The sequence below is a fragment of the Gilliamella apis genome (genome assembly GCF_002142155.1).
GTDB lineage: Bacteria > Pseudomonadota > Gammaproteobacteria > Enterobacterales > Orbaceae > Gilliamella > Gilliamella apis.
Genome location: NZ_NASD01000003.1, coordinates 1 through 22,310 on the forward strand (window position 1 = coordinate 1; position 22,310 = coordinate 22,310).

A 22,310-nucleotide genomic window follows, 5' to 3' on the forward strand; every position below is an offset into this window, starting at 1 on the left:
AATAAAAATAGTGAAATATTTTTTTAAATCGAATAAAAATAATAAAATACCTATAAAAGCCCCTAAATTTGTGACGAAGATCACATAAAACTATTATAACGCCCAATATTTTTTTAGTTTTTATTGCTTACATTTGTGCAAAACCACATAGCATAACCAACAAATTCAATAATAAAATTAGTGCAACTTTTTTTTAATAGTTATAAAAACATGAGGAAAATTTAAATGACTGAACTCATTAGTTGGTATGGAGCAATTATAGGGCTTTTTCTTGCTATTTTTTTAATTCTACGCGGAATAAATCCTGTTTATTCGTTATTTTTTGGCGCGATAATTGGTGCTTTTATTGGCGGTGCAAATCTAGTACAAACTGTTTCCGTTTTAACTAGCGGTACACAAAGTATTATGGGTACCGTAATAAGAGTATTAGCGGCAGGTATTCTAGCTGGTGTAATGATGGAATCTGGTGCTGCGGAAACCATCGCGCAAGCTGTGGTAAAAAAATTAGGTGAAAAAAAAGCATTACTCGCTTTAGCATTAGCTACGGGCATTATCACTGCATCAGGGGTATTTATTCCTGTTGCGGTATTAATTGTTGCCCCAATTGCGCTTTCTGTAGGTAATAAAATGGGCATTTCCCGATTAGCTTTATTACTAGCACTTTCAGGTGGTGGTAAAGCGGGAAATATTATCTCCCCTAACCCAAATACTATTGCGGTTGCCAATGGATTCAATTTAAGCTTGAGTGACGTGATGATAGCTGGTTTTATTCCTGCACTATTTGGTTTAATTGCAACAGTTTTAATTGCTTCATTAATCAAAAAGAAAGGTGATAAAGTAACTGATCAAGAAGTGATTGCTTTGCAAAAAAATGATACTGAACAAAAAAATAACAACCCTTCTCTAGGTAAAGCTGTTGTTGCACCTGTAACCGCAATTTTACTATTAATGATCAATCCTATCGGTAATATTTTCCATATTGAAGCATTAGCTAATTTAAAACTTGATGCTTTATATGTACTGCCTGTTGCGGGGATCATCGGAATGCTAGCCATGGGACAACATCGTAACATTGCTATGTATACCAAATCGGGAATTGAAAAAATGACACCAACTGTACTCATTTTGGTCGGTGCTGGTGCTATTGCTGGTTTAATTGGTGCATCAAACCTGGCAGCTCAAGTTATCTATATTATTGATTCCATGGGTATCTCAGGCTATTACTTATCACCAATTTCCGGCGTATTAATGGCAGCAGCCACAGCTTCAACCTCTACTGGTGTTATTTTAGCAACAGGAACTTTTGGTTCAACCATTACTGACATGGGTATACCTGCTATTAGTGCAGCAGTTATGATGCATACCGGTGCAACGGTTATTGATTCATTACCTCAAGGAAATTACTTCCATGTCACTGGTGGAAGTATGAATATGACAATTAAGCAACGTATGAAACTGATCCCATATGAAGCTATGGTTGGTGGAACAATGACACTCGTTGCCACTATTTTCTATCAATTTATTATGTAATATTAAGAGTAATTTTTATGAAACAAAAAACATTTGTACTTGCACCTGACTCGTTTAAAGAAAGTTTAACGGCAAAACAAGTCTGTCAGGCAATGGAATCAGGGTTAAAAAAAGTTTTTCCTGATGCAAAATATATTCATGTCCCGATGGCTGATGGCGGTGAAGGTACAACACAGTCATTAGTAGATGCCACTAACGGTACATTATATGCTTGTGAAGTTACAGGCCCGCTGGGTAACAAGGTAACGGCCTATTATGGAATTTTGGGTGATAACGCAACCGCAGTTATTGAAATGGCATCTGCAAGCGGTATTCACCTTGTTCCTAAAGAACAACGTAATCCACTAATAACTACAACCTTTGGAACTGGGGAGCTAATTCTCGATTGCTTAAAACGGGGAATTAAAAAAATCATCTTAGGTATTGGTGGTAGTGCCACTAATGATGGCGGAGCTGGCATGGCACAAGCTTTGGGTGTAAAACTTTATGATAAAAATAATCAATTACTTCCTAAAGGCGGTGGTGCATTAGGAGATTTAGCTAAAATTGATACCTCGGAAATCAATCCTCAATTAGATACCGTTGAATTTATTGTTGCTAGTGATGTTACCAATCCATTATGTGGCGAAAAAGGTGCTTCAAGAGTCTTTGGTCCGCAAAAAGGAGCAACCCCTGAAATGGTTGAACAACTAGATGCGAACTTACAGCATTATGCATCAATCATAAAGACTCAGCTAAATAAAGATGTCGCAACGATTCCTGGCGCAGGCGCTGCTGGTGGATTGGGTGCCGGATTAATGGCTTTTACCAATAGTAAAATGGAAAAAGGCATTGATATAGTTATCAAGTACAGTAATTTAGAAAATCAATTAATTGGTGCTGATTTCTGTTTTACCGGCGAAGGTGGAATTGACTTTCAAACTAAATTTGGAAAAACGCCTTATGGTGTTGCACAAACGGCTAAAAAGCACAATGTTCCGGTTATTGCATTAGCGGGAATGATTGGTGAAAATATCGAGGAACTTTATCCTGAAGGTATTAACACCATTTTTGGCATTATTCCTTCTTTAGCTAAGATTGAAGATTTATTAGCAGATGGCTTTAAAAATATTGAACGCACCAGTGAGAATATTGGTCGTCTAATTAATATTACTCAACTTTAACATTTTCAGACAACTAACAAGTAAGAGAATGGGGAAATAAAGAGGCTATTTTTATTTCCCCAATTATTATAAACACCAATAATTTTTATCATTAAAATAACCTATTCAAATTAGCTTTAATTGAAATGCTTCAGACGATATCGATAAGGGTCCTAGCAATAAAAACCAATAAGCTATAAAGTATAGGTCATTAAAAATAAAAGAGTTTATCACTATGAAAGTTCAAAGCATCTCTCCAAAACTTGCTCAGTATATTGTTGATAAAACCATGCAAATCATCAATTGTAACGTAAATATAATGAATAACCATGGAGAAATTATCGGTAGCGGTGATTTAGAACGAATTGGCGAATTACATGAAGGTGCAGTATTAGCCATATCACAAGGCAGAGTGGTTACCATTGACAATCCAACTGCCAAAAAACTTAAAGGTGTTAAACCGGGTGTTAATTTTCCGTTGAAACTTAAAGATGAAATTGTTGGCGTTATTGGTGTCACGGGCGAACCAAATAAAATCATCCAATTTGCAGAACTAGTAAGTATGACAGCTGAGATGATGATGGAACAAGCGCTATTACTTAATCAGCTCTCTCAAGATAATCGTTTAAAAGAAGAATTTATATTATCAATAATTCAATCAGATAACACAATGGCAAACATAACTGAGTGGAGTCGAAAATTAAATATTGATTTATCTTTACCGTATGTAACTGTGATTATTGAAATCGAAAGTGGCCAGTTAGGAATTCAAACAGCTATGAGTGAATTACAACAAATTCAAAATGAACTCGAAACAATAACCAAATTAGTTGCCATAAAATCGCTAACCGAAATTGTGATATTACTTCCAGCTTTAAATAAATTTAATCGATGGGATTTAGCAGAACATAAAACAAAATTAGAAAAGTTAGTTAGTCAGACAAAACTGCTCAGTCAATTTAAAATAAAAATATCTTTAGGAAATTATTTTCATCAAGGTAACGATACCATAGCAAGATCTTATCAAACCGCCAAAACCGCCTTAGAAATCGGCAAAAAAAGATTTCCACATTGCCGTAATTATTATTATCAAGACCTAATTTTACCGGTTTTATTGGATGGTTTAAACCAAGATTGGCAAGCGGAAGAGTTACTTTCACCGTTAAATAAATTAAAAGCATCTGATAAAAATGGCTTACTGCAAAATACTCTCCAAACTTGGTTTATTCATAATCTTCATAACAATAATACTGCAAAAGCCCTATTCATACATCGCAATACACTTGAATATCGATTAAACAATATTGCCAAAGTAACAGGATTAGATTTATCAAAATTCGATGATCGTGCACTGCTTTATATTGCATTACAACTCGATAAATAGCTTTATCTATTGGATATTAATCCTTTTCACCCTCCCCCCAATAAGCGGTAAATATTCTTGCCAGCGATATTCTCTTATTGGCATTGGATTAGCATTTTTAAAATATAAAACTAACGCTGGCTTGATACCATTCCAATTATCGACAAACTCATAGTGAATCAAATACCCTTGTGAGATCAGTTTTTTGGCTTTAGCATGATAATTAAAATATGCCATGTTTTATCCTGTTTCTTGATAAACGTTATATGTGGGCATAACTGAATCAATGGTTTACAATAAATGATGGGTACTTTTTTGATTGTTTAATTGACTAATAATTTAATAAATAACATTAAAAATCGAAAATATTTTTACAATTACAAAAATACCTGAACTACAAATGGACTTTAATGATGATATTCAGCTTTAAGATTACTAAAGAATGGTTATTTTGATTCATCTTTTAACATTTCCAAACAGTCTTTACTATCTATAGTAAAAGAAAATAAATATTTATTATTTTCTTCATTATACATGTATTTAAAAATCGCCCCTTTATTTATTGCTTTTTTTGTACTTTCTTCAGTACAAAGAAGGTTTCTTACAGTCAAAAAAAGTTTATTTTCAACAAAACCCATTTCTAAATCTTCAAAATTAATATTAAAAATTGTCATTTTGTAAACTATTGTATTTTTATATGCCATAGTTGAATCTAAAATGGTAAACTGATCTAACTGATATGGAGTATTTTTATTTATTTCTTTTGACATGGTAACTAACTGCTTTTCAATATTTTTTTTATCAAATAGGTCAAATTGATTAATAAAAAAGAAAACTGCTACTGAAGCAATAATAAATGATAACCAATATCTAAGTTTTTCTACCGTCATAATAATACTCAATTCGCTATAATTATCATTAACTATATCATATAAAGAATAAATATCTCTATTAACTTGATAGTTTATTCGAGCAAATACTGTAGGTAACTTATCGATTTTAATGGAGGCGCGTCCCGGAGTCGAACCGAGGTAGACGGATTTGCAATCCGCAGCATGGCCACTCTGCCAACGCGCCGAAGAGGTCTATCTGAATAGGTGGCAAATATTAGCATTGGCTTACCTTATCGTCAAGTTTTAATAGGTTATAAATACAGCAGTCGCATAGAATATTTTAAATGTCCTAAATATAGGACATCAATAAAAAGGATGAGTTAAATTTATATAGCTTATTTACAACTAAAATCATAAAAATTTTGAGGAGCGGGCTTTTTTTAGGGTAAAATGAGACATAATTTCCAGTAACGCTTTTATTTATCATAAAAAAACATATGCTGCACTAAATTCACAATCTTAAAATTCAAACTGACAATGTTATAAATTATTTTCAATTAAAAGACATTTATTGCTTGAAAATTAACTCTTTTAGTATAAAAATAGCTCTGCTTTTATAATATTTATTTTTAAGGAATGGAAATGTTTAAAAAACTATTAGCTGTATCATTATTAAGTTTTGCGTTAATTGGTTGTGGTGGTGGTGATGCACCTAAAATTGATTTTACAACACAAGAAACTTTTACTAGTTCTGTAAAAACAGCTAGTGAAAAATTAAGTGATAACGATAAAATTGCTTTTGCTCGTGCCATTGTTAAAGCAACAACTGCTGCGGCAACTAATCCAGCTAATGCTGGCGATGAAGCTAAAGTAACTGCAGATCTTAAAAGCAAACTTAATGGTAAAACAGCTAAAGAAATTATCAGCGAATTTGATAAATAATTTTAACTGATTAGCGCTAAAGCCCGCATAAGCGGGTTTTTTTATAAATAAATTTCACCTCATTACGTAATTTATTTTTAATAATACATATCGTGATATACCCAATTACCATTATTTTAGTTGAATTACTTTTGATTATGACAACTTGATTTGTATATAATTTAGTCTATTGAAGTTAATTTTTTTTTAATTTCCTGAACAATTTTTATATACTTATAGCAATAGAACAGTAAATTTGAGGTATCTAGTGATTGAGTTAAAGCTTAGAGAAGTAAAAAAAGACTTATCAACTAAAGAGCTTAAAGTTGCTTACTATATTATTGATAATATCCAAGCACTCAAGAATATGAGCATCCAAACTTTAGCAAAACTCAATCACGTAAGTACCACCACTATTTTACGTTTATGTAATAAATTAGGATATAAAGGATTCAGTGATTTCAAGGTCGATCTGATTGGCTCAATCCCTAAAAAACTTAATAATGAGATATTACAAGATGATATCAATTTGAACGATTCTCTTGCTGATGTGAATAGTAAAGTCCAAGCAATGGAAAAATCCTCAATTGATGAAACCCACTCTATCGTTAATATTCATGCATTAAATAATGCCATTGATTTAATTATTAATTGTCAAAAAATAGTTATATTTGGTGTTGGCAGTAGTGGCTTAGTTGGTAAAGAACTGGAATATCAACTTATCAAAATAAAGAAAGATGTCAATTGTCACTTCGATGCTCACATTACTCGAAGTCTCATCAGTACATTAGATAAAAATGATCTTGTTATTATTATTTCACACTCAGGAGAAACGCCTGATTGTGTTGAGTTATTAAAACTAGCTGGTCAATCTTCGGTTCCTTCTCTTGCTATCACTAAAATGGGACAAAGTCAGATTTCATCCTTAGCCACCATAGTGTTACATACTACATCGATGGAGCATGCTTCAAGATTAATACCAATACGATCTAAAATCTCTCAAATATCTGTAGTAAATATGCTCTTAACTAACTTATTTATTCGCCAATATGATGAACGATTACTCTTACAAACTCAAAATAGAGAAAAACGTAAATATCCAGCCAAAACAACAAAATAATCACAAAAAAGAAAAACACAAGTACTTTAGCTCTAACTTGTTAGTTATAACCATCATCTTTCTTTGCATAAATTTGATCTCGTTCACAAAATCATAAAAATTTCTTAAAAAATAGATGACTATTTGCCTCCGTAGATGTAACTTTGTTACTAAATAAATAAAAATATTTAGTAATAAAATTACAAAACAAGGAAATTTCTATGCCACAACCTTTACCCATCATTCTAGCTAGTCATGGCCCATTTGCTCAAGGCGCTTTAGAGTGTGCACAAATGCTTATGGGAGAACAAGACAATGTTCATGTTATATCAGTTTTAATTGATAGTAATATCGATAATCTACGTCAAGAAATGCAAAGTAGTTACAAAAAACTAAATCAAGGTAATGGCGTAATTATATTGGTGGATATCATGGGGGGAACACCCTGCAATCTAGCCACCGAACTACTCATATCACATGACGATGTATTGTTATTTTGTGGTTTTAATATTCCAGTATTACTTGAAGTTTTAAATAATCGTGAAGGGACATTAAATGACGCCAAATTTGCTATTGAGGAAACTTTTCCCGAAAGCTGTAAAGATGTTCGGCAGATTCTAAATGTTCAACAAGAACAATCTAATGAGTTGTAAGGAGAAGACAAAATGCCAATAAATGTAGCAAGAATTGATGATCGCTTGATTCATGGACAAGTTATTACTACTTGGGTAAAAAACTATGACATTGAACAAGTATTAGTTATTAATGATAAAGTCGCTGAAGATAAAGTTCAGCAATCGGTACTCACTATGTCGGCACCTCCTGGTCTAAAAGTTTTAGTATTTGGGGTACAACAATTTATCGAAATTCTAAAAAAGACCCCTATCAAAAAAAGAACCATGTTACTTTTCACGAATAGTATTGATGTTAATGCTTTAGTTGAAGGAGGACTATCGCTAGAAAAAGTGAATGTAGGCGGCATGAGAATGCAAGATGGCCGACATCAATTATCAAGAGCGGTTTCGGTAACACCAGAAGAGGAACAAGCATTCAAAAATCTTATTGCTAAGAATATTCCAGTTGAGGTGCAGATGGTTCCTAAAGATCCAATAGTCGATCTGAAATCACTACTTAACTAAATAATCTTTCGAAATATTTATTTTTAATTTGGAGGTTAACATATGTTAACACAAGCTATTCTTGTCGCCATTTGGGCGGGAATTTGTTCTTTGGATGATGTTGGTCCGCAGATGTTACGTCGCCCATTATTAACAGGTACCATTGCAGGTATTATTATGGGCGATATGGTTCAAGGGTTAGCAATTAGTGCAACACTTGAATTAATGTGGATGGGTATTGGTAATGTAGGGGCATATTCAGCACCAGACATTGTTGCCGGTGCCATTATCGGCGTTTCACTAGGTATCACCACTGGCGGAGGTATTGCTACTGGTATTGCATTAGGCGTACCTGTGTCATTGTTATGTCAACAATTACTCATTATATGGCGTTCATTCGCATGTTTTTTAAATCCTTGGGCAGAACGTTCTGTTTTAAATGGTAATTATAAAGCACTAGCTAAAGTTCACTTTTTCTCAACACCGGTTTGGTTTTTAATTCGTGCAGTTCCTTGTTTTATTGCAATTTATTTTGGTAGTGATTTAGTTAAAACTATTTTAGATGCGATTCCAAAAAGCATCATTGATGGTATGGGCGTTGCTTCCAAATTAATTCCAGCAGTAGGTATTTGTATTTTATTACTGATGTTACTCAAGGGCAGAATGTGGTTCTTTTTCCTATTAGGTTTCATGCTAACTACCTATTTAAAATTACCAATTATTCCTGTGACCTTTATCGCCCTTGCTTTCGCAGTCCTATATGACATGGCGTCAACTAATAGCAGAAACAGTAATAATAATGAATCCGATAACCAAACATCAATGAATAGCAACACTGAAGAGGAATATGATCTATGAGTACTCTACATAAAATTACCAAAAAAGATCTGAATCGTATCTTTTGGAACTTACAAACAATGTCATTTTCATATAACTATGAAAAAATGCAAATGATAGGATTTGCTCATTGTATGATACCTGTACTAGATCGACTTTATAAAGATGCAGATAAAGAAACTCGTATCCGAGCAATGAAACGCCATTTAGAGTTTTTCAATACACAAATTAATGCTGGCGCTTTAATTTTGGGCGTCACCGCCGCAATGGAAGAGAAAACCAGTGAAGAAGAAAAAGATGCGGTAGTCTCTGTTAAAGCTGGCTTAATGGGACCTTTTGCAGGTTTAGGTGATAGTTTACTTAAATTCACTTGGATGCCGATTTGCGGCAGTATTGGCGCAGCATTTGCGTTGCAAGGCAATATCATTGGCCCTATATTAATGTTTTTAATTTATAACCTTGTTAATGTATTAAGCAAATATTTCTTTATTCATTATGGTTATAACAAGGGTGTAGATTTAATTGAGCAATCAAAAAATTCAAACATTATTCAAAGAATAAGTAACTTGGCTAATGTTGTTGGTGTCATGGTCTTGGGTTCGCTCATTGCATCAACGGTCAAAGTTGCTACACCACTAACAATAAATGTTGGCGAACAATCGATTAAAGTTCAAGAAATGTTCGATAAAGTCATGCCAAATTTTTTAACCTTACTTTTTGCATTAGCCACATTCTTCATCGTTAGGAAGTTTCAAGGGAAATACACAGTTAGCTTAATACTGGCAGTAATGGTGATTGGCGTAATATTTTCAATGTTTGGTATTTTAAAGTAAGGAATAAATATGGTAGTTAAAATTAAAACAGCTTCATTAAATCGAAATAAGCAAGGTCAATTAACTGTCTCATTTGAAAACAATTCAGATCAACGTGTAGATTTATATTGGACTGAAGAAGCAAATGTTAATGCAACAAATAAAACATTAATCAGTCAAGATATTAAATCACCATTTAGTTTTGAAGATCCTTTACAAGCAAAACGTCGTATTTATTTGATTTTACAAATTGGTAATGATTCTTCATATCTAGTTGCCGAAAGGACTTTACCAATTACAGGTCTAAATAATTTCCGTGATTTTGGTGGTTATATTGGTGCAAATGGAAAACGGGTAAAATGGGGATTATTATACCGTTCTAATCATCTTCATGGCTTAAAACCTGATGCACAACAATATATTAAAACATTAAACATCCAAACAATTATAGATTATCGTTGTGAAAATGAGATTAAAACTAGTCCGAATTCTTCAATTGGTGAAAAACAAACCTTTAATTTTGATGCTTCAGCACAAACAGCAGAACTTGCAGCCCAATTTGCAGCCGATCCCAGCAATGAAGATCGAGCTTTAATTGAGAGTGTGTTAAGAGATATTCCGAAAGAATTAGTCAATGGTGAAGGCACCCAAGTTCTTGAACAATATCGTAACTTTGTATTGAGTGAAAAGTCAAAAAATGCTTATCGACAAATGTTGAGAGTGGTATTAGATGGCCACAATAGTCCAAGTATTCAACACTGTCGTGGTGGTAAAGATAGGACTGGCTATGGCGTATTACTTATTCAGATAATGTTAGGTGTATCTGAGTCAGATATTATTTATGATTATATGCTAACTCATGATAACCGTTTAGAGCGCAATAAAATCAAAATGGAAGCTTATCGAAAAATAACCGATAATGAGGATGTTTTAGGATATCTGCTAAGTCTAATTGATACTCGTGAAAGTTTCGTATTAGAAATACTCAATACGATGAAAAAAGTTGCTGGAACACCAAGCAATTACATTAAACAAGAACTTGGTTTCACCGATCAAGATTTTGAAAAAATGCAGGCTATTTATTTAGAATCCTAACTTAATACCCTTAATCAAAAAGCGTAATGACCCATTACGCTTTTTTTAGAACCACTTTAGTCTTTAGCCAAAGGCAAATTTTTAATCATAAATGCACTTAATCGTGATTAATTAATCTTGATTTTGTTATAAACCTTCCAGCAATTACTTAGTTAGTTTTCCGGATAACTATATATCCAAGTAACATCTGAATAATTGGCAAAAGCGCTCGGAAATAGATAATGACCACGCAATAAAGGGAAATTAGCATATTTCCATTCTGGGTTAAAATCAGATTTATATTTGATAATAACGTCATACAATAACGTTGTGCAATATAGATGATCTTCCTCACGAGAAGCAAGTTTAAACTCTTCTCCTTGTTTAGTTAACAACTCGGCAATAATTTGTAACTTTTGCTCATCTGTTAAAAAGTTTGGTCGCGCTATGGCATATTTCTCAGCTAATTCTGGAGCAGTAAAATCAGCCAAACTTGAAATAATAACTTGATTTGGAATATTCTCATCATCAGTTGTCGTGGCATGAATAACTTTTATTTCCGGTTCAATCGCGACAACCATGCCTATATGAGAAAATATACCACCATCAAGTTTTTTAACGATAAAACTATCTGTCTGAACACCACTACGAAAAATCCAATCACCAACATTAATTAATGAAGTCTTTTCCATATAGGAATTATCGGAATTTGCTAATTCTTGAGCATAAACTGGATTTATGATAAAGAGGAAAAAAATAAAAATATAATATGAAAATTTCATAAAATTTAGATTGGTTATCTATAACCTAAAAAGGATAGAATCACCTCTTTAGGTTATCAAATAATTATAAGAATTATTTTATATTAATTAACCATTTACCATCAACTTTGATTAATGATAATGCTGAATTATTCTCAGTTCCATCTTTAAAAATAATGATTGTCTTGATAGTAGCTTGAGTTTTATCATTATTATATTCAGTTGAAGATATTTTGACTTGATCAAATCCACCATTTTGTTTTGCAGTGGCAACAGCTTGATCAATAGCTACTTTCATTTTACTTTTCATTAATACTTTAATATCTACACCATTAGTTTTTAATTCATCAGGAATATATAAAGCATCGAGAATACCATCAACATTACCACTGTAAGAATCTTTAATAAATTTCTCTGCAGCCACTTCAGGTGTATTATCATCTGAAGAACAAGCAGTAACGACTAATGCTAATAAAAACACACTTAAAAATTTAACTAACAATTTCATATTTTATTTCCTTTTTTGATTTTTTATCCAATAAATTGGTATTCTCATTGAACAACAAAAAAGAGTAAAAGCTAATTTACTCTTTTTTATATTTAAACGAGTAGTAATATATTATGTTTAAAATTAAAAACCTACTTCAATAAACCAATTTCCATCAACTTTGGTTAATTTAAGATCTTCATTTTTATTGGTATTATCTTTGAAGATTACATCTATATCAATAATAGCACGACTTTTATCATCATTTAGATATTTAGTTGGTTGATATTCAACTTTAGCAATACCACCGTGTTGCTCAGCATAAGCTTTGGCTCTTATTGTTGCATCTTGCAATTTACCCTTAATCATCGTGCTCGCATCCGAAGATTTCCCTTCATCTGGCATATAAATCATTTTTATTATTGCATCAGCATCACCACTATACATGGCTGATACATACTTTTCTGCGACTTTTTCTGGTGAACTTTCACCTGATGAACACGCGATAGCGAATAAAGTTAAAAAGAAGATACTTACATACTGAGTTAATCGTTTCATTGTTTTTCCTAAATAATTTACTAAATTTAACTATTATTAATACTTGAAAATGTTAACAATATTTTGAAAGTATGGTGATAAGTACTCTGCAGATATTGTTTAATATTTAGATATGCGGCTTAAGGTTATAGTAACTAAATCAATAATGCAATAAAATTTGTTTTGCAAATAAAAAATCAAATACCACTAATAAATTTAAATTAATTATCAATAAAGTCATTAACTTTATCTAAAATTTTTTAATACTGTTAACCACTCTTCGCTTAAATTTGCATGGATAGTTAATGGTTCATGGGTGACTGGGTGCATCATTTTAATAGTGCTAGCATGTAACATAAGACGTTTAATATCGAAATAATGATTAAAAGCACGATTTTGATGGAGATCACCATGTTTACTATCACCAATAATTGGATGGAAAATATGTTTTAAATGGCGACGTAATTGATGTTTTCGACCGGTCTGCGGTTTTAACTCAACAAAACTATATCTTGCCGTTTGGTATTTGCCTACCGCTATAGGTAATTCTATTTTACTAAGACCTTTGTAAAAGGTTATTGCTTCTTGGGCAGGTTTATCTTTGTTGGCAAATTTATCAGCAATTTTATCTAACTCTTCAACTAATGGATAGTCAATGGTAGCTTCACCATCAATATAACCTCGCACAATAGCATGATAAGTTTTTTCGATCTGTTTTTCCGCAAACTGTTGTGACAATAAACGAGCAATATCGCTAGATAAGGCAAAAACTAATACCCCAGAGGTTGGTCGATCTAAACGGTGGATAGGATAAACATGTTGTCCAATTTGATCACGCAACGTTTGCATCACAACCACTGTTTCATTTTTATCAAGCCAGCTACGATGTACCAACCACCCTTCTGGCTTGTTAATTGCTATTAAATCATTGTCCTGATAAAGAACCTCAAAAACCATTTTAATTAATCCATTTGGCTATAAAAATAATTTTTTAAGCTCATTAGCGATACTAGAGCTATTATTATCACCAATTGTATAACTGGCTTTGGCTTTAACTTCATCATCAGCATTGCCCATAGCAATACCTAGTCCAGCAATAGCAAACATACTGATATCATTATAACTATCACCAAAAGCAACTATTTCACTTAATTTAATATTTTCATGTTCAGCCCAATGCTTTAAACCATTACCTTTTGTGTTACCTTTAACCGCAATATCGGCACGATTAGACCATGACCACTCACATGAGAACTCATCAAGTGCATCAACTGCATCGGAAAATTGTTTTAAGGCAGGTAAATTATGGCTACTGGTAGCAAATTTGAAAATCATATTTGCTTGTTCAATGACTTGTTCAAAATTATCAACTTTTTTGACTTCTGGTTGTAAGAATTCTGGTAATGAATTCAACCATTCAAAGAATCCTTCAAGATGATCATCAAGAACTTCATAATTCATAACTTGATCAGTATAAATCATGGTATGAATACCAAATTGGTTAACTAAATTTAATAGTTTTTTTGCTTGCTGTTTAGTCATCGGTTTAGCAGCAAAATTTTGTTGTTTTTTGAAATCATATAAATAAGAACCATTACAACAAATTGCCGGTGTTGATAATTTGAGTTGATAATAATAAGGATGTATTACAGTATGATGACGACCGGAGACTAAAATAACTTTAATGCCTTTCTCGCTAATTTTTTGGATCATATCTACTGTTTCAGGCAGAATTAAACGATTACTCGCCAGTAAAGTACCATCCATATCAAAAGCAACTGCTTTATATTTCATAACATCTCTCTTTCTAATTTTTGCTAAAATCTACGAATATTTACTAAATAATCTGTTTTATCTATTACGATAAACCATTAAATAACACTAAAATTCTATCTTTTGTCGACCAACAAATGAATGCGATAAGGTAGTACCGTCAACCATTTCAAGTTCACCACCCACAGGTACGCCATGAGCAATCCGAGTCGCAACGATATTAAACTCATTACACATCTGAGCAATGTAATTAGCTGTTGCATCACCTTCAACCGTTGGATTGGTCGCTAAAATGACTTCATGAATTGATTCTGACGCTAATCGGTTTTTTAGTAAATCAAGACCAATATCTGTTGGTCCAATACCATCTAGTGGCGATAAATGACCAAGTAAAACAAAGTAACGACCACTATACTGTCCGGTTTGTTCAATGGCAAAAATATCTGCTGGAGATTCAACCACACAGAGTTGATCACTGCTTTGACGACGAACATTAGCACAAATGGTGCAGATCTCTTGCTCAGTAAAAGTTCTACATGCTTTACAATGACCAATGTTATTCATTGCCTCATTTAGCTGATCAGCCAAATGAAGTCCTGCTTGACGGTTACGTTGTAGTAGATGATAAGCCATTCGTTGTGCTGATTTTGGACCAACACCAGGTAAACAACGAAGTGCACTAATAAGTGATTCGAGTAACGGACTGATTTGCATGAATTATTTTGTTACCATATAGTTATATATAATTAATCAATAATACCTTGTTTCAATTATCTATAAAACAAGAAATATTCTATTATTTCAATTCCAAATTAATTAAATGCTAAAGAATGTAAGATGAAATTACTTGCTTTATACTTTTAATATTTTAATCATTGTTAGGATTGGCAATTAAAGTATAAACATCTCATGAAACTATTTTCTGCTACGCCTAGTATAACTTTTTGGCTCTTCACCTTTAAATAATCGCATAATATTACTACTATGACGAATAATAATTAAGCAAGAGAGCATTGTCACTGGTAACGTTAATTCGGGCTTGAAAAACCAGACATATAAAGGTGCAAAAAGGAAACCGACAATTGCAGCCACAGATGAATAGCCAGTAATAATTAACGCTAACAACCACGTTAAGAGAAAACAACCAGTAAAATCAAGTCCAATAGGCGCCATCATACCTAAAGCAGTCGCAACGCCTTTACCACCACGAAAATGAAAGAAGCAAGGGAAAATATGACCAAGACAAGCAGAAATACCGATTATCCCTAAAAAGAAAGGTGATATCCCAAGTCGATAAGCGATATAAACAGGAATCGCACCTTTTAACATATCAAAAATTAATACGATAACGGCAGGTAAACGGCCATTAACTCTTAATACATTAGTTGCGCCCGGATTATGAGAACCATACAAACAGGGATCATGTAGCTTCATCACATGGCAAATAATCATTGCACCAGATAGTGAACCACAGAGATAAGCAATGATGATCATTAATATAATTTGTAATGTCAAAATACTTCTCCTATGGTTACCGTAATTTAGAAATATAAGTCTAGATTATTTATCTTTTTGTCGTTGCAATAATGGTTTTAAATATTGACCAGTATAGGATTTTTTCAATTTAGCAACATCTTCAGGGGTACCTTCAGCAATGATCTCACCACCACCACTACCACCTTCAGGACCTAGATCGACAATCCAATCAGCAGTTTTAACAACATCTAAATTGTGTTCAATCACTACGATAGTATTGCCCTTATCTCTTAAAGAGTGTAATTGAGCAAGTAATTGTTTTACATCGGCAAAATGTAAACCGGTAGTTGGCTCATCAAGTATGTAAAGAGTACTACCAGTATCTCGCTTAGATAACTCTTTTGCAAGTTTCACCCGTTGTGCTTCACCACCAGATAAAGTAGTTGCTGACTGACCAATGGTAATATAAGCAAGACCAACATCAATTAAAGTCTGTAATTTACGTGAAATCATAGGTACTGCATCAAAGAACTCTCGCCCTTCTTCAACCGTCATGTTTAGGATTTCATTAATCGATTTACCTTTATACTTAATCTCTAATGTTTCACGATTATATCTTGCACCATGGCACTGATCACAAGGTACATAGATATCAGGTAAAAAGTGCATTTCGACTTTTATTAAACCATCACCTTGACAAGCTTCACAGCGTCCACCTTTGACATTAAAACTAAACCTTCCTGGATTATAACCTCGTGCTCTAGCTTCTGGCACACCAGCATAAAGTTCACGAATCGAAGTAAAAAAGCCTGTGTATGTAGCAGGGTTTGAACGTGGTGTTCGACCTATAGGGCTCTGATCAATTGCGATAACTTTATCAAAATAATTTAATCCTTTGATTGCTTCATAAGGTGCAATGTCACTTTTTTCCGCACCATTAAGTTCATTTTGGGCTAAAGGATACAAAGTGTCATTAATCAAAGTTGATTTACCTGAACCAGATACACCAGTAATACAGGTAAATAAGCCAACTGGGATATTCAAGGTAACATTTTTAAGATTATTTCCCGTCGCACCAATGAGTGATAACATTTTTTTCTTATCGATTTTGGTTCGCTCAGCAGGAATTTCAATTTTTTCCTCGCCAGAAAGGTATTTACCCGTTAATGAATTTTTACATCCCATTATCTGTTTTGGCGTACCTTGTGCAACAACTTCACCACCATGAACACCTGCGCCAGGACCGATATCAATAACATAATCAGCAGCCATAATCGCTTCTTCATCATGTTCAACGACAATAACGGTATTACCTAAATCGCGTAAGTGGGTCAATGTATCAATTAAGCGACTATTATCACGTTGATGTAAACCAATCGACGGTTCATCAAGAACATACATCACACCAACTAATCCGGCGCCAATTTGGCTAGCCAGTCGGATACGTTGCGCTTCACCACCAGATAAGGTTTCAGCAGAACGTGATAAGGTTAAATAATTTAAACCGACATTAATCAAAAATTGCAGCCGATCATTAATTTCTTTTAAAATCTTTTCAGCTATTTGTGCCCGTTGTCCGGTCAATGATAACTTATCAAAAAAGTCCTTCGCTTGTTGGGTACTTAAATTACTAATAGTTGGTAAATTAGTATCATTAATAAAAACATGTCGGGCTGTTTTACATAACCTTGAGCCTTCACAACATGGGCAAGGTCGATGGCTAATATATTTAGCTAACTCTTCACGAATAGTTTGCGAATCGGTTTCTTTATAGCGACGAGAAAGATTATTGATAATACCTTCAAAAGCATGTTTACGCTTCACAACGTCACCACGATCATTAGTGTAAACAAATTGTATTTCGTCACCACCTGAACCATTTAGTAAAATATCTTTCACTTTTTCAGGTAATTTTTGATATGGTTGATCGATATCAAATTTATAGTGTTCAGCTAACGATTTTAACATCTGAAAGTAATAGAAATTACGTCTATCCCAACCTTTAATCGCGCCTGCAGCTAAAGAAACTTCTGGCATTTGTACAACACGTTTTGGATCAAAATATTGTTGTACCCCTAAACCGTCACATTCAGGACAAGCACCAGCAGGATTGTTAAATGAAAACAATCTTGGTTCAAGTTCAGAAATACTATAGCCACATATTGGACAAGCAAAATTGGCAGAGAACAGATGTTCTTCAGCTTTGGGATCATCCAAATTTGCGACTTTAACAATACCATTGGTAATTGAAAGTACTGTTTCAATTGATTCAGCTAAGCGTAGTTTCAAATCATCACGAATACGAAAACGATCCACCACCACTTCAATAGTATGTTTTTTCTGTAGTTCAAGTGTCGGAGGATCGGAAAGATCATAAACATCACCATCAACCCGAACGCGAATATAACCGCTAGCAGCAAGTTGTTCGAATAATTTCACAAACTCACCCTTACGCTCAGTAACCACCGGCGCAAGTAACATATAACGATTTTCTGAAGGTAATGCCATAATACTGTCAACCATTTGCGAAACCGTTTGCGCAGCTAATGGTAGATTATGATTTGGGCAACGTGGTTCACCAATTCGAGCAAATAACAGACGTAAATAGTCATAAATTTCGGTGATTGTGCCGACTGTTGATCGCGGATTATGTGATGTTGATTTTTGCTCAATTGAAATAGCTGGCGATAAGCCTTCAATATGATCAACATCAGGTTTTTCCATTAGTGATAAAAATTGACGAGCATAAGCTGATAACGACTCAACATATCGTCTTTGACCTTCAGCATATAAGGTATCAAACGCTAGTGATGATTTACCAGAACCAGACAGACCTGTAATTACCACCAATTTATCTCTAGGGATAACTACATTAATATTTTTTAAGTTATGTGTTCTTGCACCACGAATATCGATATCTTTAATTGACATAGATCTCTTCTTATATGAGTGTTTAGATAAATAGACAAAAGATAAACTGTATATTATACCAGTATGGATTGATTAAATATACAACTATATAGCTCAATAGGGTCGGTTATTAGAATTTCAATAATATAAACCAAATTTGTACATTAAATAACAAAAATAAAGCATTTTTTACTCATTCAAAAACCCCGTTCCTCAAAATTTTTCTAAATAGATCTTAGAACTAAAAAATATATTCCTATAACTTAAAATTATTTGTTTACAAAATATAGCTATTTTACAATAAAAAAATAATCGTGTTTTAAAGTGTGAGGATTAGTTTTGAATAATGATGTATTACAAGCTTTAAATTTATTAAAATCAAAAAAATGGATTGATTTAACCCATACATTTGATCACAATTCACCACATTTTTTTATGTTTAATCCAGCCGAAATCAAAACGCTGTTTGATCATAATGATGGCTTTTTGGCACAAAACTTTAGTTTTGCTGGGCAATATGGTACTCACTTAGATGCACCTATTCATTTTGTGCCTAATACCCGCTATTTGCATGAATTACAATTACAAGAATTGGTATTACCGTTAATTGTTATCGACCAATCGCAACGAGCACAACAAGATCCTAATTTCTCTTTTTCTGTAGCAGACGTATTAAGCTTTGAAAAGCAACATGGACAAATTGAAGCTGGTAGCTTTGTTGCATTACGAACAGATTGGAGTAAAAAATGGCCATCACAAACGGCAATGGAAAACAAAGATGCTGATGGAAATAACCAAATTCCGGGATGGGGACTTGATGCACTGAAATTTTTATTTGAGGAACGAAAAATTAAGGCTATCGGTCATGAAACTTTTGATACTGATTCAGCCAAAGCATTTAGGGAAAATAATGCTTTAAAAGGCGAATACTATGTTTTAGAGCAAGATACTTATCAAGTTGAGTTAATGACCAATTTAGATCAACTGCCTGCTAAAGGAGCGGTTATCTTTAATATTGTAGCCAAGCCTAATAATGCATCTGGTTTTCCGGTTCGTTCTTTTGCAATATTACCTTAATCTATTCATCATACCCAACTGTTTATATTGGTTGGATATTAAGGGCTAATTTTTCGGCAAATATTGATTTGCAATAAAAAACGGTCATGATGACCGTTTTATTTATTAATTCTCAATTAATTTCGGTGTAGCGTCCAAAGGGATTATAGCACCACGATACTGAATCACAGTTCCGGCAACTAAATGACCTTGACTGGCTGATTGTGAAGGAGTTTTACCACTTAAACGAGCAGCTAAATATCCGGCACTAAATGAATCACCGGCAGCTGTAGTGTCAATAACATCTTCTTTGGCAATTTTGTTAGCAGGAACTTCAAAACGGCCTTCTAATGAATCAATGATACAACTATCACTTCCGCGTTTTATCACAATTTCTGAAACACCAAAGTTTTTAGTACGCTCGATAACTTGTTCATAAGGTAATTTACCCCATAATAGATCTTCATCATCTAAAGTTAAAAAAGCAATATCAGTGTATGACAAAATATCCGAATAAACGCTACGAGCTAAGTCAAAGCTACTCCACAAACGCGGACGGAAATTATTATCAAAAATAACTTTACCGCCATTCGCCTTAACTTGCTTTAATAGCGCTAATAATTTAACGATACTTTCTGCATCTAAAATTGCGATACTAATACCACTTAAATAAACATAATCACATTTAGCTATTTGCTCACTAACTTTGGCTGTTTCAGCTGTTTTTAACCAAAATTTAGCCGCTGCATCATTACGCCAATAATAAAAAGAACGTTCACCTTGCTCGTCAGTCACAATTGAGTAAAGTCCTGGCATTTTATCAGCCATTCTTTGAACTAGATCAGTTGAAATACGCTCTTTTTGCCAACTATCAAGCATTTCTTGGCTAAAAGGATCGGTTCCTAAGCCTGTCACATAGTGAATCGAAAAATCTTTATTGGTTAACAAACGCGATAAATAAACCGATGTATTGAGAGTGTCGCCACCAAAATTACGGGTTGTAGAATCTTGTTTTATTGAAAGTTCAATCATACATTCGCCAATAACAGCGATATTTGTAGTCATAGTGTTACCTAAAATCCTTACTCTATCTATAAATAATTCAATGCAATTTTTACCACAACCTTACGAACCGTAGCAATCTTATTATCGACAGCACAAAGCGGTTTATGAACTTCATTGGGTAAAAAAACAATAAAATCGTTAGGCTGTAATACTAACATAGTTTCTTCGTTAGGCGTTTTGATAAAAGCAATATCATTTTCTGCTATTTTATCATCTAAAACTTGAGTGTGTGGAGGCAAAGTACAAATAGCCATACCTTCCTGACCTTCTAAAACAATTTGCACATCAATATACTTTTTATGATATTCAGGATTAGCGTCATGAATATATCTTAATGAATTATCAGAGACCATAAAAAACATATTATCACCATCAATATCATAACGACCAGCTGGTGTATTGCTATTAACGTTGTCCTTTACGTATTCAATCGATTGTTTAATTTTGGTCGGCAAATATGGAACTAAATCCAAATGATTAACATTACCTAAAATCATACTTAATGCTCCTTCACTTATAAATTGATGCAATAACTATTCACTATACTCTTCTACATACAACTATATGGAAGAATAAAATCTTTAGGCAAGAGTATATACTCAAGCAATAATTTTTTATAGATCATTTGTTAATAAGTATTGTTACTTTTTATGATTTTTTTGCCATGTTATAATTTAGAAGAATAAGGAAAAAGAAAAAATGAAAACATTTATAATTAACTTAGAAAGACAATCATTAAAAAAAGCCAATATTGAAAAAATATGTCAACGTTTAGAGCTAAACTACCAATTTATTAAAGCTATTGATGGTTATCAATTATCTGATGATTACATTCGAAGTATTTCCAACGATTATCCTAACAATTATCTAACTAAAGGTGAAATTGGCTGTGCTCTAAGCCATATTAGTGTTTATAAAGAAATTATTGATAATAACCTACCATATGCCTTAATTCTTGAAGATGATTCTGTATTAAAAACAGAAGTACCAAAATTTTTAAACAGTTTTGAAGAGAAAAATTTTAAACATGGAATTTATCTACTTACTGCCGATTTTCATTATCTCATGAATAAAAAAACCAAGATGGGTGAATTTGAACTGTATGAAGTCACTAAAGCGGTGAGAGCAAATGGATATATAATCACAAATGACGCAGCAAGAAAATTAATCAACTTTTTATATCCTATTCGATATGAAGCAGATATTTTTAAAGTATTTAGATTATGTGCCGGCATAAAGATATACGGTTTAATACCCCATTTGATCGAGGTAACTAAAGATTATAATTTAAACTCTTCGATTGATGCTGATAGAGCTTTATTAATTAAACAACGTTCAAAATACAGAAAAACTATCTTTAAAAAAGATGTCAAAAAAAGACTAATATCTTACTTGCTTTGGAAAATAATATTAAAGAAATTCGAAAAAACTAAATATTATGTTGATTAAATTTCTTCAATGAAAAACCCGCTAGGCGGGTTAAGATTTTTAGATTAATAATTAATAAAAAAATAGA

General features: G+C 33.0%; 24 protein-coding genes and 1 tRNA gene. 12 read left to right on the forward strand and 13 right to left on the reverse strand.

All coding sequences use genetic code 11. The features are described 5' to 3' along the window. The first annotated feature begins 225 nt into the window (after positions 1-225). From B6C84_RS02035 to B6C84_RS02045, 3 genes are all read left to right on the forward strand, one after another. Positions 226-1,530, forward strand: coding sequence for a GntP family permease (locus B6C84_RS02035; protein ID WP_086320046.1), 1,305 nt, complete (start codon positions 226-228; stop codon positions 1,528-1,530). 17 nt (positions 1,531-1,547) lie between these two features. Beyond that, a complete protein-coding gene (locus B6C84_RS02040) occupies positions 1,548-2,693 on the forward strand; it encodes a glycerate kinase family protein (protein WP_086320045.1) in 1,146 nt (381 codons plus the stop codon). 214 nt (positions 2,694-2,907) lie between these two features. Beyond that, on the forward strand, positions 2,908-4,056 hold the full coding sequence (locus B6C84_RS02045; protein ID WP_086320044.1) for a sugar diacid recognition domain-containing protein: 1,149 nt from the start codon (positions 2,908-2,910) through the stop codon (positions 4,054-4,056). A gap of 6 nt (positions 4,057-4,062) precedes the next feature. Here B6C84_RS02045 and B6C84_RS02050 read toward each other — a convergent pair whose 3' ends face one another. The 3 genes from B6C84_RS02050 to B6C84_RS02060 all read right to left on the reverse strand — a co-directional run bounded on the left by B6C84_RS02050 (position 4,063) and on the right by B6C84_RS02060 (position 5,112). Further along, complete coding sequence (locus B6C84_RS02050) at positions 4,063-4,272, reverse strand: thermostable hemolysin delta-VPH (protein ID WP_086320043.1); 210 nt, start codon at positions 4,270-4,272, stop codon at positions 4,063-4,065. Between the two features lie 209 nt (positions 4,273-4,481). Beyond that, a complete protein-coding gene (locus tag B6C84_RS02055; RefSeq protein WP_086319667.1) occupies positions 4,482-4,925 on the reverse strand; it encodes a hypothetical protein in 444 nt (147 codons plus the stop codon). Between the two features lie 113 nt (positions 4,926-5,038). After that, a tRNA-Cys gene (locus tag B6C84_RS02060) sits at positions 5,039-5,112 on the reverse strand. A gap of 398 nt (positions 5,113-5,510) precedes the next feature. Between B6C84_RS02060 and B6C84_RS02065 the strand changes: the two genes are divergently transcribed. The 7 genes from B6C84_RS02065 (at position 5,511) to B6C84_RS02095 (ending at position 10,750) form a co-directional block, all read left to right on the forward strand. Then, positions 5,511-5,810 (forward strand): DUF6694 family lipoprotein, encoded by a 300-nt coding sequence (locus tag B6C84_RS02065; protein WP_065578899.1) that lies wholly within the window; start codon positions 5,511-5,513, stop codon positions 5,808-5,810. Positions 5,811-6,057: 247 nt separating this feature from the next. Beyond that, entirely contained in the window at positions 6,058-6,909 is an 852-nt protein-coding gene (locus tag B6C84_RS02070) for a MurR/RpiR family transcriptional regulator (RefSeq protein ID WP_065651226.1), read from the forward strand. A gap of 200 nt (positions 6,910-7,109) precedes the next feature. Next, positions 7,110-7,541, forward strand: a complete 432-nt coding sequence (locus B6C84_RS02075; protein ID WP_086320114.1) for a PTS sugar transporter subunit IIA — start codon at positions 7,110-7,112, stop codon at positions 7,539-7,541. 12 nt (positions 7,542-7,553) lie between these two features. Next, positions 7,554-8,027 carry a PTS sugar transporter subunit IIB gene (locus tag B6C84_RS02080; protein WP_065578902.1) on the forward strand — a complete coding sequence of 158 codons (474 nt, stop codon included), beginning with the start codon at positions 7,554-7,556 and terminating at the stop codon, positions 8,025-8,027. 42 nt (positions 8,028-8,069) lie between these two features. Continuing rightward, positions 8,070-8,864 carry a PTS mannose/fructose/sorbose/N-acetylgalactosamine transporter subunit IIC gene (locus B6C84_RS02085; RefSeq protein ID WP_065578903.1) on the forward strand — a complete coding sequence of 265 codons (795 nt, stop codon included), beginning with the start codon at positions 8,070-8,072 and terminating at the stop codon, positions 8,862-8,864. Then, complete coding sequence (locus B6C84_RS02090) at positions 8,861-9,676, forward strand: PTS system mannose/fructose/sorbose family transporter subunit IID (protein ID WP_065578904.1); 816 nt, start codon at positions 8,861-8,863, stop codon at positions 9,674-9,676. Before B6C84_RS02085 ends, B6C84_RS02090 begins: the two co-directional genes overlap by 4 nt. A 9-nt stretch (positions 9,677-9,685) precedes the next feature. Next, complete coding sequence (locus tag B6C84_RS02095) at positions 9,686-10,750, forward strand: tyrosine-protein phosphatase (RefSeq protein WP_086320115.1); 1,065 nt, start codon at positions 9,686-9,688, stop codon at positions 10,748-10,750. A gap of 152 nt (positions 10,751-10,902) precedes the next feature. On the opposite strand, the gene B6C84_RS02100 is transcribed toward B6C84_RS02095, so the two are convergent. The 8 genes from B6C84_RS02100 to uvrA all read right to left on the reverse strand — a co-directional run bounded on the left by B6C84_RS02100 (position 10,903) and on the right by uvrA (position 18,688). Next, positions 10,903-11,421 carry a C40 family peptidase gene (locus B6C84_RS02100; RefSeq protein ID WP_165596300.1) on the reverse strand — a complete coding sequence of 173 codons (519 nt, stop codon included), beginning with the start codon at positions 11,419-11,421 and terminating at the stop codon, positions 10,903-10,905. Positions 11,422-11,584: 163 nt separating this feature from the next. Continuing rightward, positions 11,585-11,998 carry a DUF4878 domain-containing protein gene (locus B6C84_RS02105; RefSeq protein ID WP_086320116.1) on the reverse strand — a complete coding sequence of 138 codons (414 nt, stop codon included), beginning with the start codon at positions 11,996-11,998 and terminating at the stop codon, positions 11,585-11,587. 123 nt (positions 11,999-12,121) lie between these two features. Continuing rightward, on the reverse strand, positions 12,122-12,535 hold the full coding sequence (locus tag B6C84_RS02110) for a DUF4878 domain-containing protein (protein WP_065651230.1): 414 nt from the start codon (positions 12,533-12,535) through the stop codon (positions 12,122-12,124). 225 nt (positions 12,536-12,760) lie between these two features. After that, the gene (gene truC, locus B6C84_RS02115; RefSeq protein ID WP_086320117.1) at positions 12,761-13,471 is read right to left on the reverse strand and encodes a tRNA pseudouridine(65) synthase TruC; all 711 of its coding nucleotides are present in this window, start codon (positions 13,469-13,471) and stop codon (positions 12,761-12,763) included. A gap of 18 nt (positions 13,472-13,489) precedes the next feature. Beyond that, positions 13,490-14,308: a pyridoxal phosphatase gene (locus B6C84_RS02120; RefSeq protein ID WP_065578910.1), complete on the reverse strand. Its 819-nt coding sequence runs from the start codon at positions 14,306-14,308 to the stop codon at positions 13,490-13,492. An 87-nt stretch (positions 14,309-14,395) separates the two neighbouring features. Next, positions 14,396-15,001 carry a recombination mediator RecR gene (recR, locus tag B6C84_RS02125; RefSeq protein WP_086320118.1) on the reverse strand — a complete coding sequence of 202 codons (606 nt, stop codon included), beginning with the start codon at positions 14,999-15,001 and terminating at the stop codon, positions 14,396-14,398. 201 nt (positions 15,002-15,202) lie between these two features. Then, positions 15,203-15,802, reverse strand: coding sequence for a glycerol-3-phosphate 1-O-acyltransferase PlsY (gene plsY / locus B6C84_RS02130; RefSeq protein ID WP_165754882.1), 600 nt, complete (start codon positions 15,800-15,802; stop codon positions 15,203-15,205). 45 nt (positions 15,803-15,847) lie between these two features. Then, the gene (gene uvrA / locus B6C84_RS02135) at positions 15,848-18,688 is read right to left on the reverse strand and encodes an excinuclease ABC subunit UvrA (protein ID WP_086320140.1); all 2,841 of its coding nucleotides are present in this window, start codon (positions 18,686-18,688) and stop codon (positions 15,848-15,850) included. 324 nt (positions 18,689-19,012) lie between these two features. Between uvrA and B6C84_RS02140 the strand changes: the two genes are divergently transcribed. Further along, positions 19,013-19,750, forward strand: coding sequence for a cyclase family protein (locus B6C84_RS02140; protein WP_086320119.1), 738 nt, complete (start codon positions 19,013-19,015; stop codon positions 19,748-19,750). A 105-nt stretch (positions 19,751-19,855) separates the two neighbouring features. Here the strand turns inward: B6C84_RS02140 and kdgK are convergent, their stop codons facing one another. Together kdgK and B6C84_RS02150 are read right to left on the reverse strand one after the other, a co-directional pair. Beyond that, positions 19,856-20,794, reverse strand: a complete 939-nt coding sequence (gene kdgK, locus B6C84_RS02145; protein WP_086320120.1) for a 2-dehydro-3-deoxygluconokinase — start codon at positions 20,792-20,794, stop codon at positions 19,856-19,858. Between the two features lie 26 nt (positions 20,795-20,820). Beyond that, positions 20,821-21,291, reverse strand: a complete 471-nt coding sequence (locus B6C84_RS02150) for a NanQ anomerase/TabA/YiaL family protein (RefSeq protein ID WP_065578916.1) — start codon at positions 21,289-21,291, stop codon at positions 20,821-20,823. A 202-nt stretch (positions 21,292-21,493) separates the two neighbouring features. On the opposite strand from B6C84_RS02150, the gene B6C84_RS02155 reads away from it, so the two are divergent. Beyond that, entirely contained in the window at positions 21,494-22,243 is a 750-nt protein-coding gene (locus tag B6C84_RS02155) for a glycosyltransferase family 25 protein (RefSeq protein WP_086320121.1), read from the forward strand. The last annotated feature ends 67 nt before the right edge of the window (positions 22,244-22,310 follow it).

What these genes read in the sequence shown, in the direction of transcription:
- B6C84_RS02155 (WP_086320121.1), top strand. Translation starts at nt 21,494, where the DNA reads ATGAAAACATTTATAATTAACTTAGAAAGACAATCATTAAAAAAAGCC.
- B6C84_RS02050 (WP_086320043.1), bottom strand. Translation starts at nt 4,272, where the DNA reads ATGGCATATTTTAATTATCATGCTAAAGCCAAAAAACTGATCTCACAA.
- B6C84_RS02100 (WP_165596300.1), bottom strand. Translation starts at nt 11,421, where the DNA reads ATGGAAAAGACTTCATTAATTAATGTTGGTGATTGGATTTTTCGTAGT.
- B6C84_RS02090 (WP_065578904.1), top strand. Translation starts at nt 8,861, where the DNA reads ATGAGTACTCTACATAAAATTACCAAAAAAGATCTGAATCGTATCTTT.
- B6C84_RS02105 (WP_086320116.1), bottom strand. Translation starts at nt 11,998, where the DNA reads ATGAAATTGTTAGTTAAATTTTTAAGTGTGTTTTTATTAGCATTAGTC.
- B6C84_RS02065 (WP_065578899.1), top strand. Translation starts at nt 5,511, where the DNA reads ATGTTTAAAAAACTATTAGCTGTATCATTATTAAGTTTTGCGTTAATT.
- B6C84_RS02045 (WP_086320044.1), top strand. Translation starts at nt 2,908, where the DNA reads ATGAAAGTTCAAAGCATCTCTCCAAAACTTGCTCAGTATATTGTTGAT.
- B6C84_RS02095 (WP_086320115.1), top strand. Translation starts at nt 9,686, where the DNA reads ATGGTAGTTAAAATTAAAACAGCTTCATTAAATCGAAATAAGCAAGGT.
- B6C84_RS02040 (WP_086320045.1), top strand. Translation starts at nt 1,548, where the DNA reads ATGAAACAAAAAACATTTGTACTTGCACCTGACTCGTTTAAAGAAAGT.
- B6C84_RS02110 (WP_065651230.1), bottom strand. Translation starts at nt 12,535, where the DNA reads ATGAAACGATTAACTCAGTATGTAAGTATCTTCTTTTTAACTTTATTC.
- kdgK (WP_086320120.1), bottom strand. Translation starts at nt 20,794, where the DNA reads ATGACTACAAATATCGCTGTTATTGGCGAATGTATGATTGAACTTTCA.
- truC (WP_086320117.1), bottom strand. Translation starts at nt 13,471, where the DNA reads ATGGTTTTTGAGGTTCTTTATCAGGACAATGATTTAATAGCAATTAAC.
- recR (WP_086320118.1), bottom strand. Translation starts at nt 15,001, where the DNA reads ATGCAAATCAGTCCGTTACTCGAATCACTTATTAGTGCACTTCGTTGT.
- B6C84_RS02085 (WP_065578903.1), top strand. Translation starts at nt 8,070, where the DNA reads ATGTTAACACAAGCTATTCTTGTCGCCATTTGGGCGGGAATTTGTTCT.
- B6C84_RS02120 (WP_065578910.1), bottom strand. Translation starts at nt 14,308, where the DNA reads ATGAAATATAAAGCAGTTGCTTTTGATATGGATGGTACTTTACTGGCG.
- B6C84_RS02080 (WP_065578902.1), top strand. Translation starts at nt 7,554, where the DNA reads ATGCCAATAAATGTAGCAAGAATTGATGATCGCTTGATTCATGGACAA.
- B6C84_RS02055 (WP_086319667.1), bottom strand. Translation starts at nt 4,925, where the DNA reads ATGACGGTAGAAAAACTTAGATATTGGTTATCATTTATTATTGCTTCA.
- B6C84_RS02035 (WP_086320046.1), top strand. Translation starts at nt 226, where the DNA reads ATGACTGAACTCATTAGTTGGTATGGAGCAATTATAGGGCTTTTTCTT.
- B6C84_RS02075 (WP_086320114.1), top strand. Translation starts at nt 7,110, where the DNA reads ATGCCACAACCTTTACCCATCATTCTAGCTAGTCATGGCCCATTTGCT.
- B6C84_RS02150 (WP_065578916.1), bottom strand. Translation starts at nt 21,291, where the DNA reads ATGATTTTAGGTAATGTTAATCATTTGGATTTAGTTCCATATTTGCCG.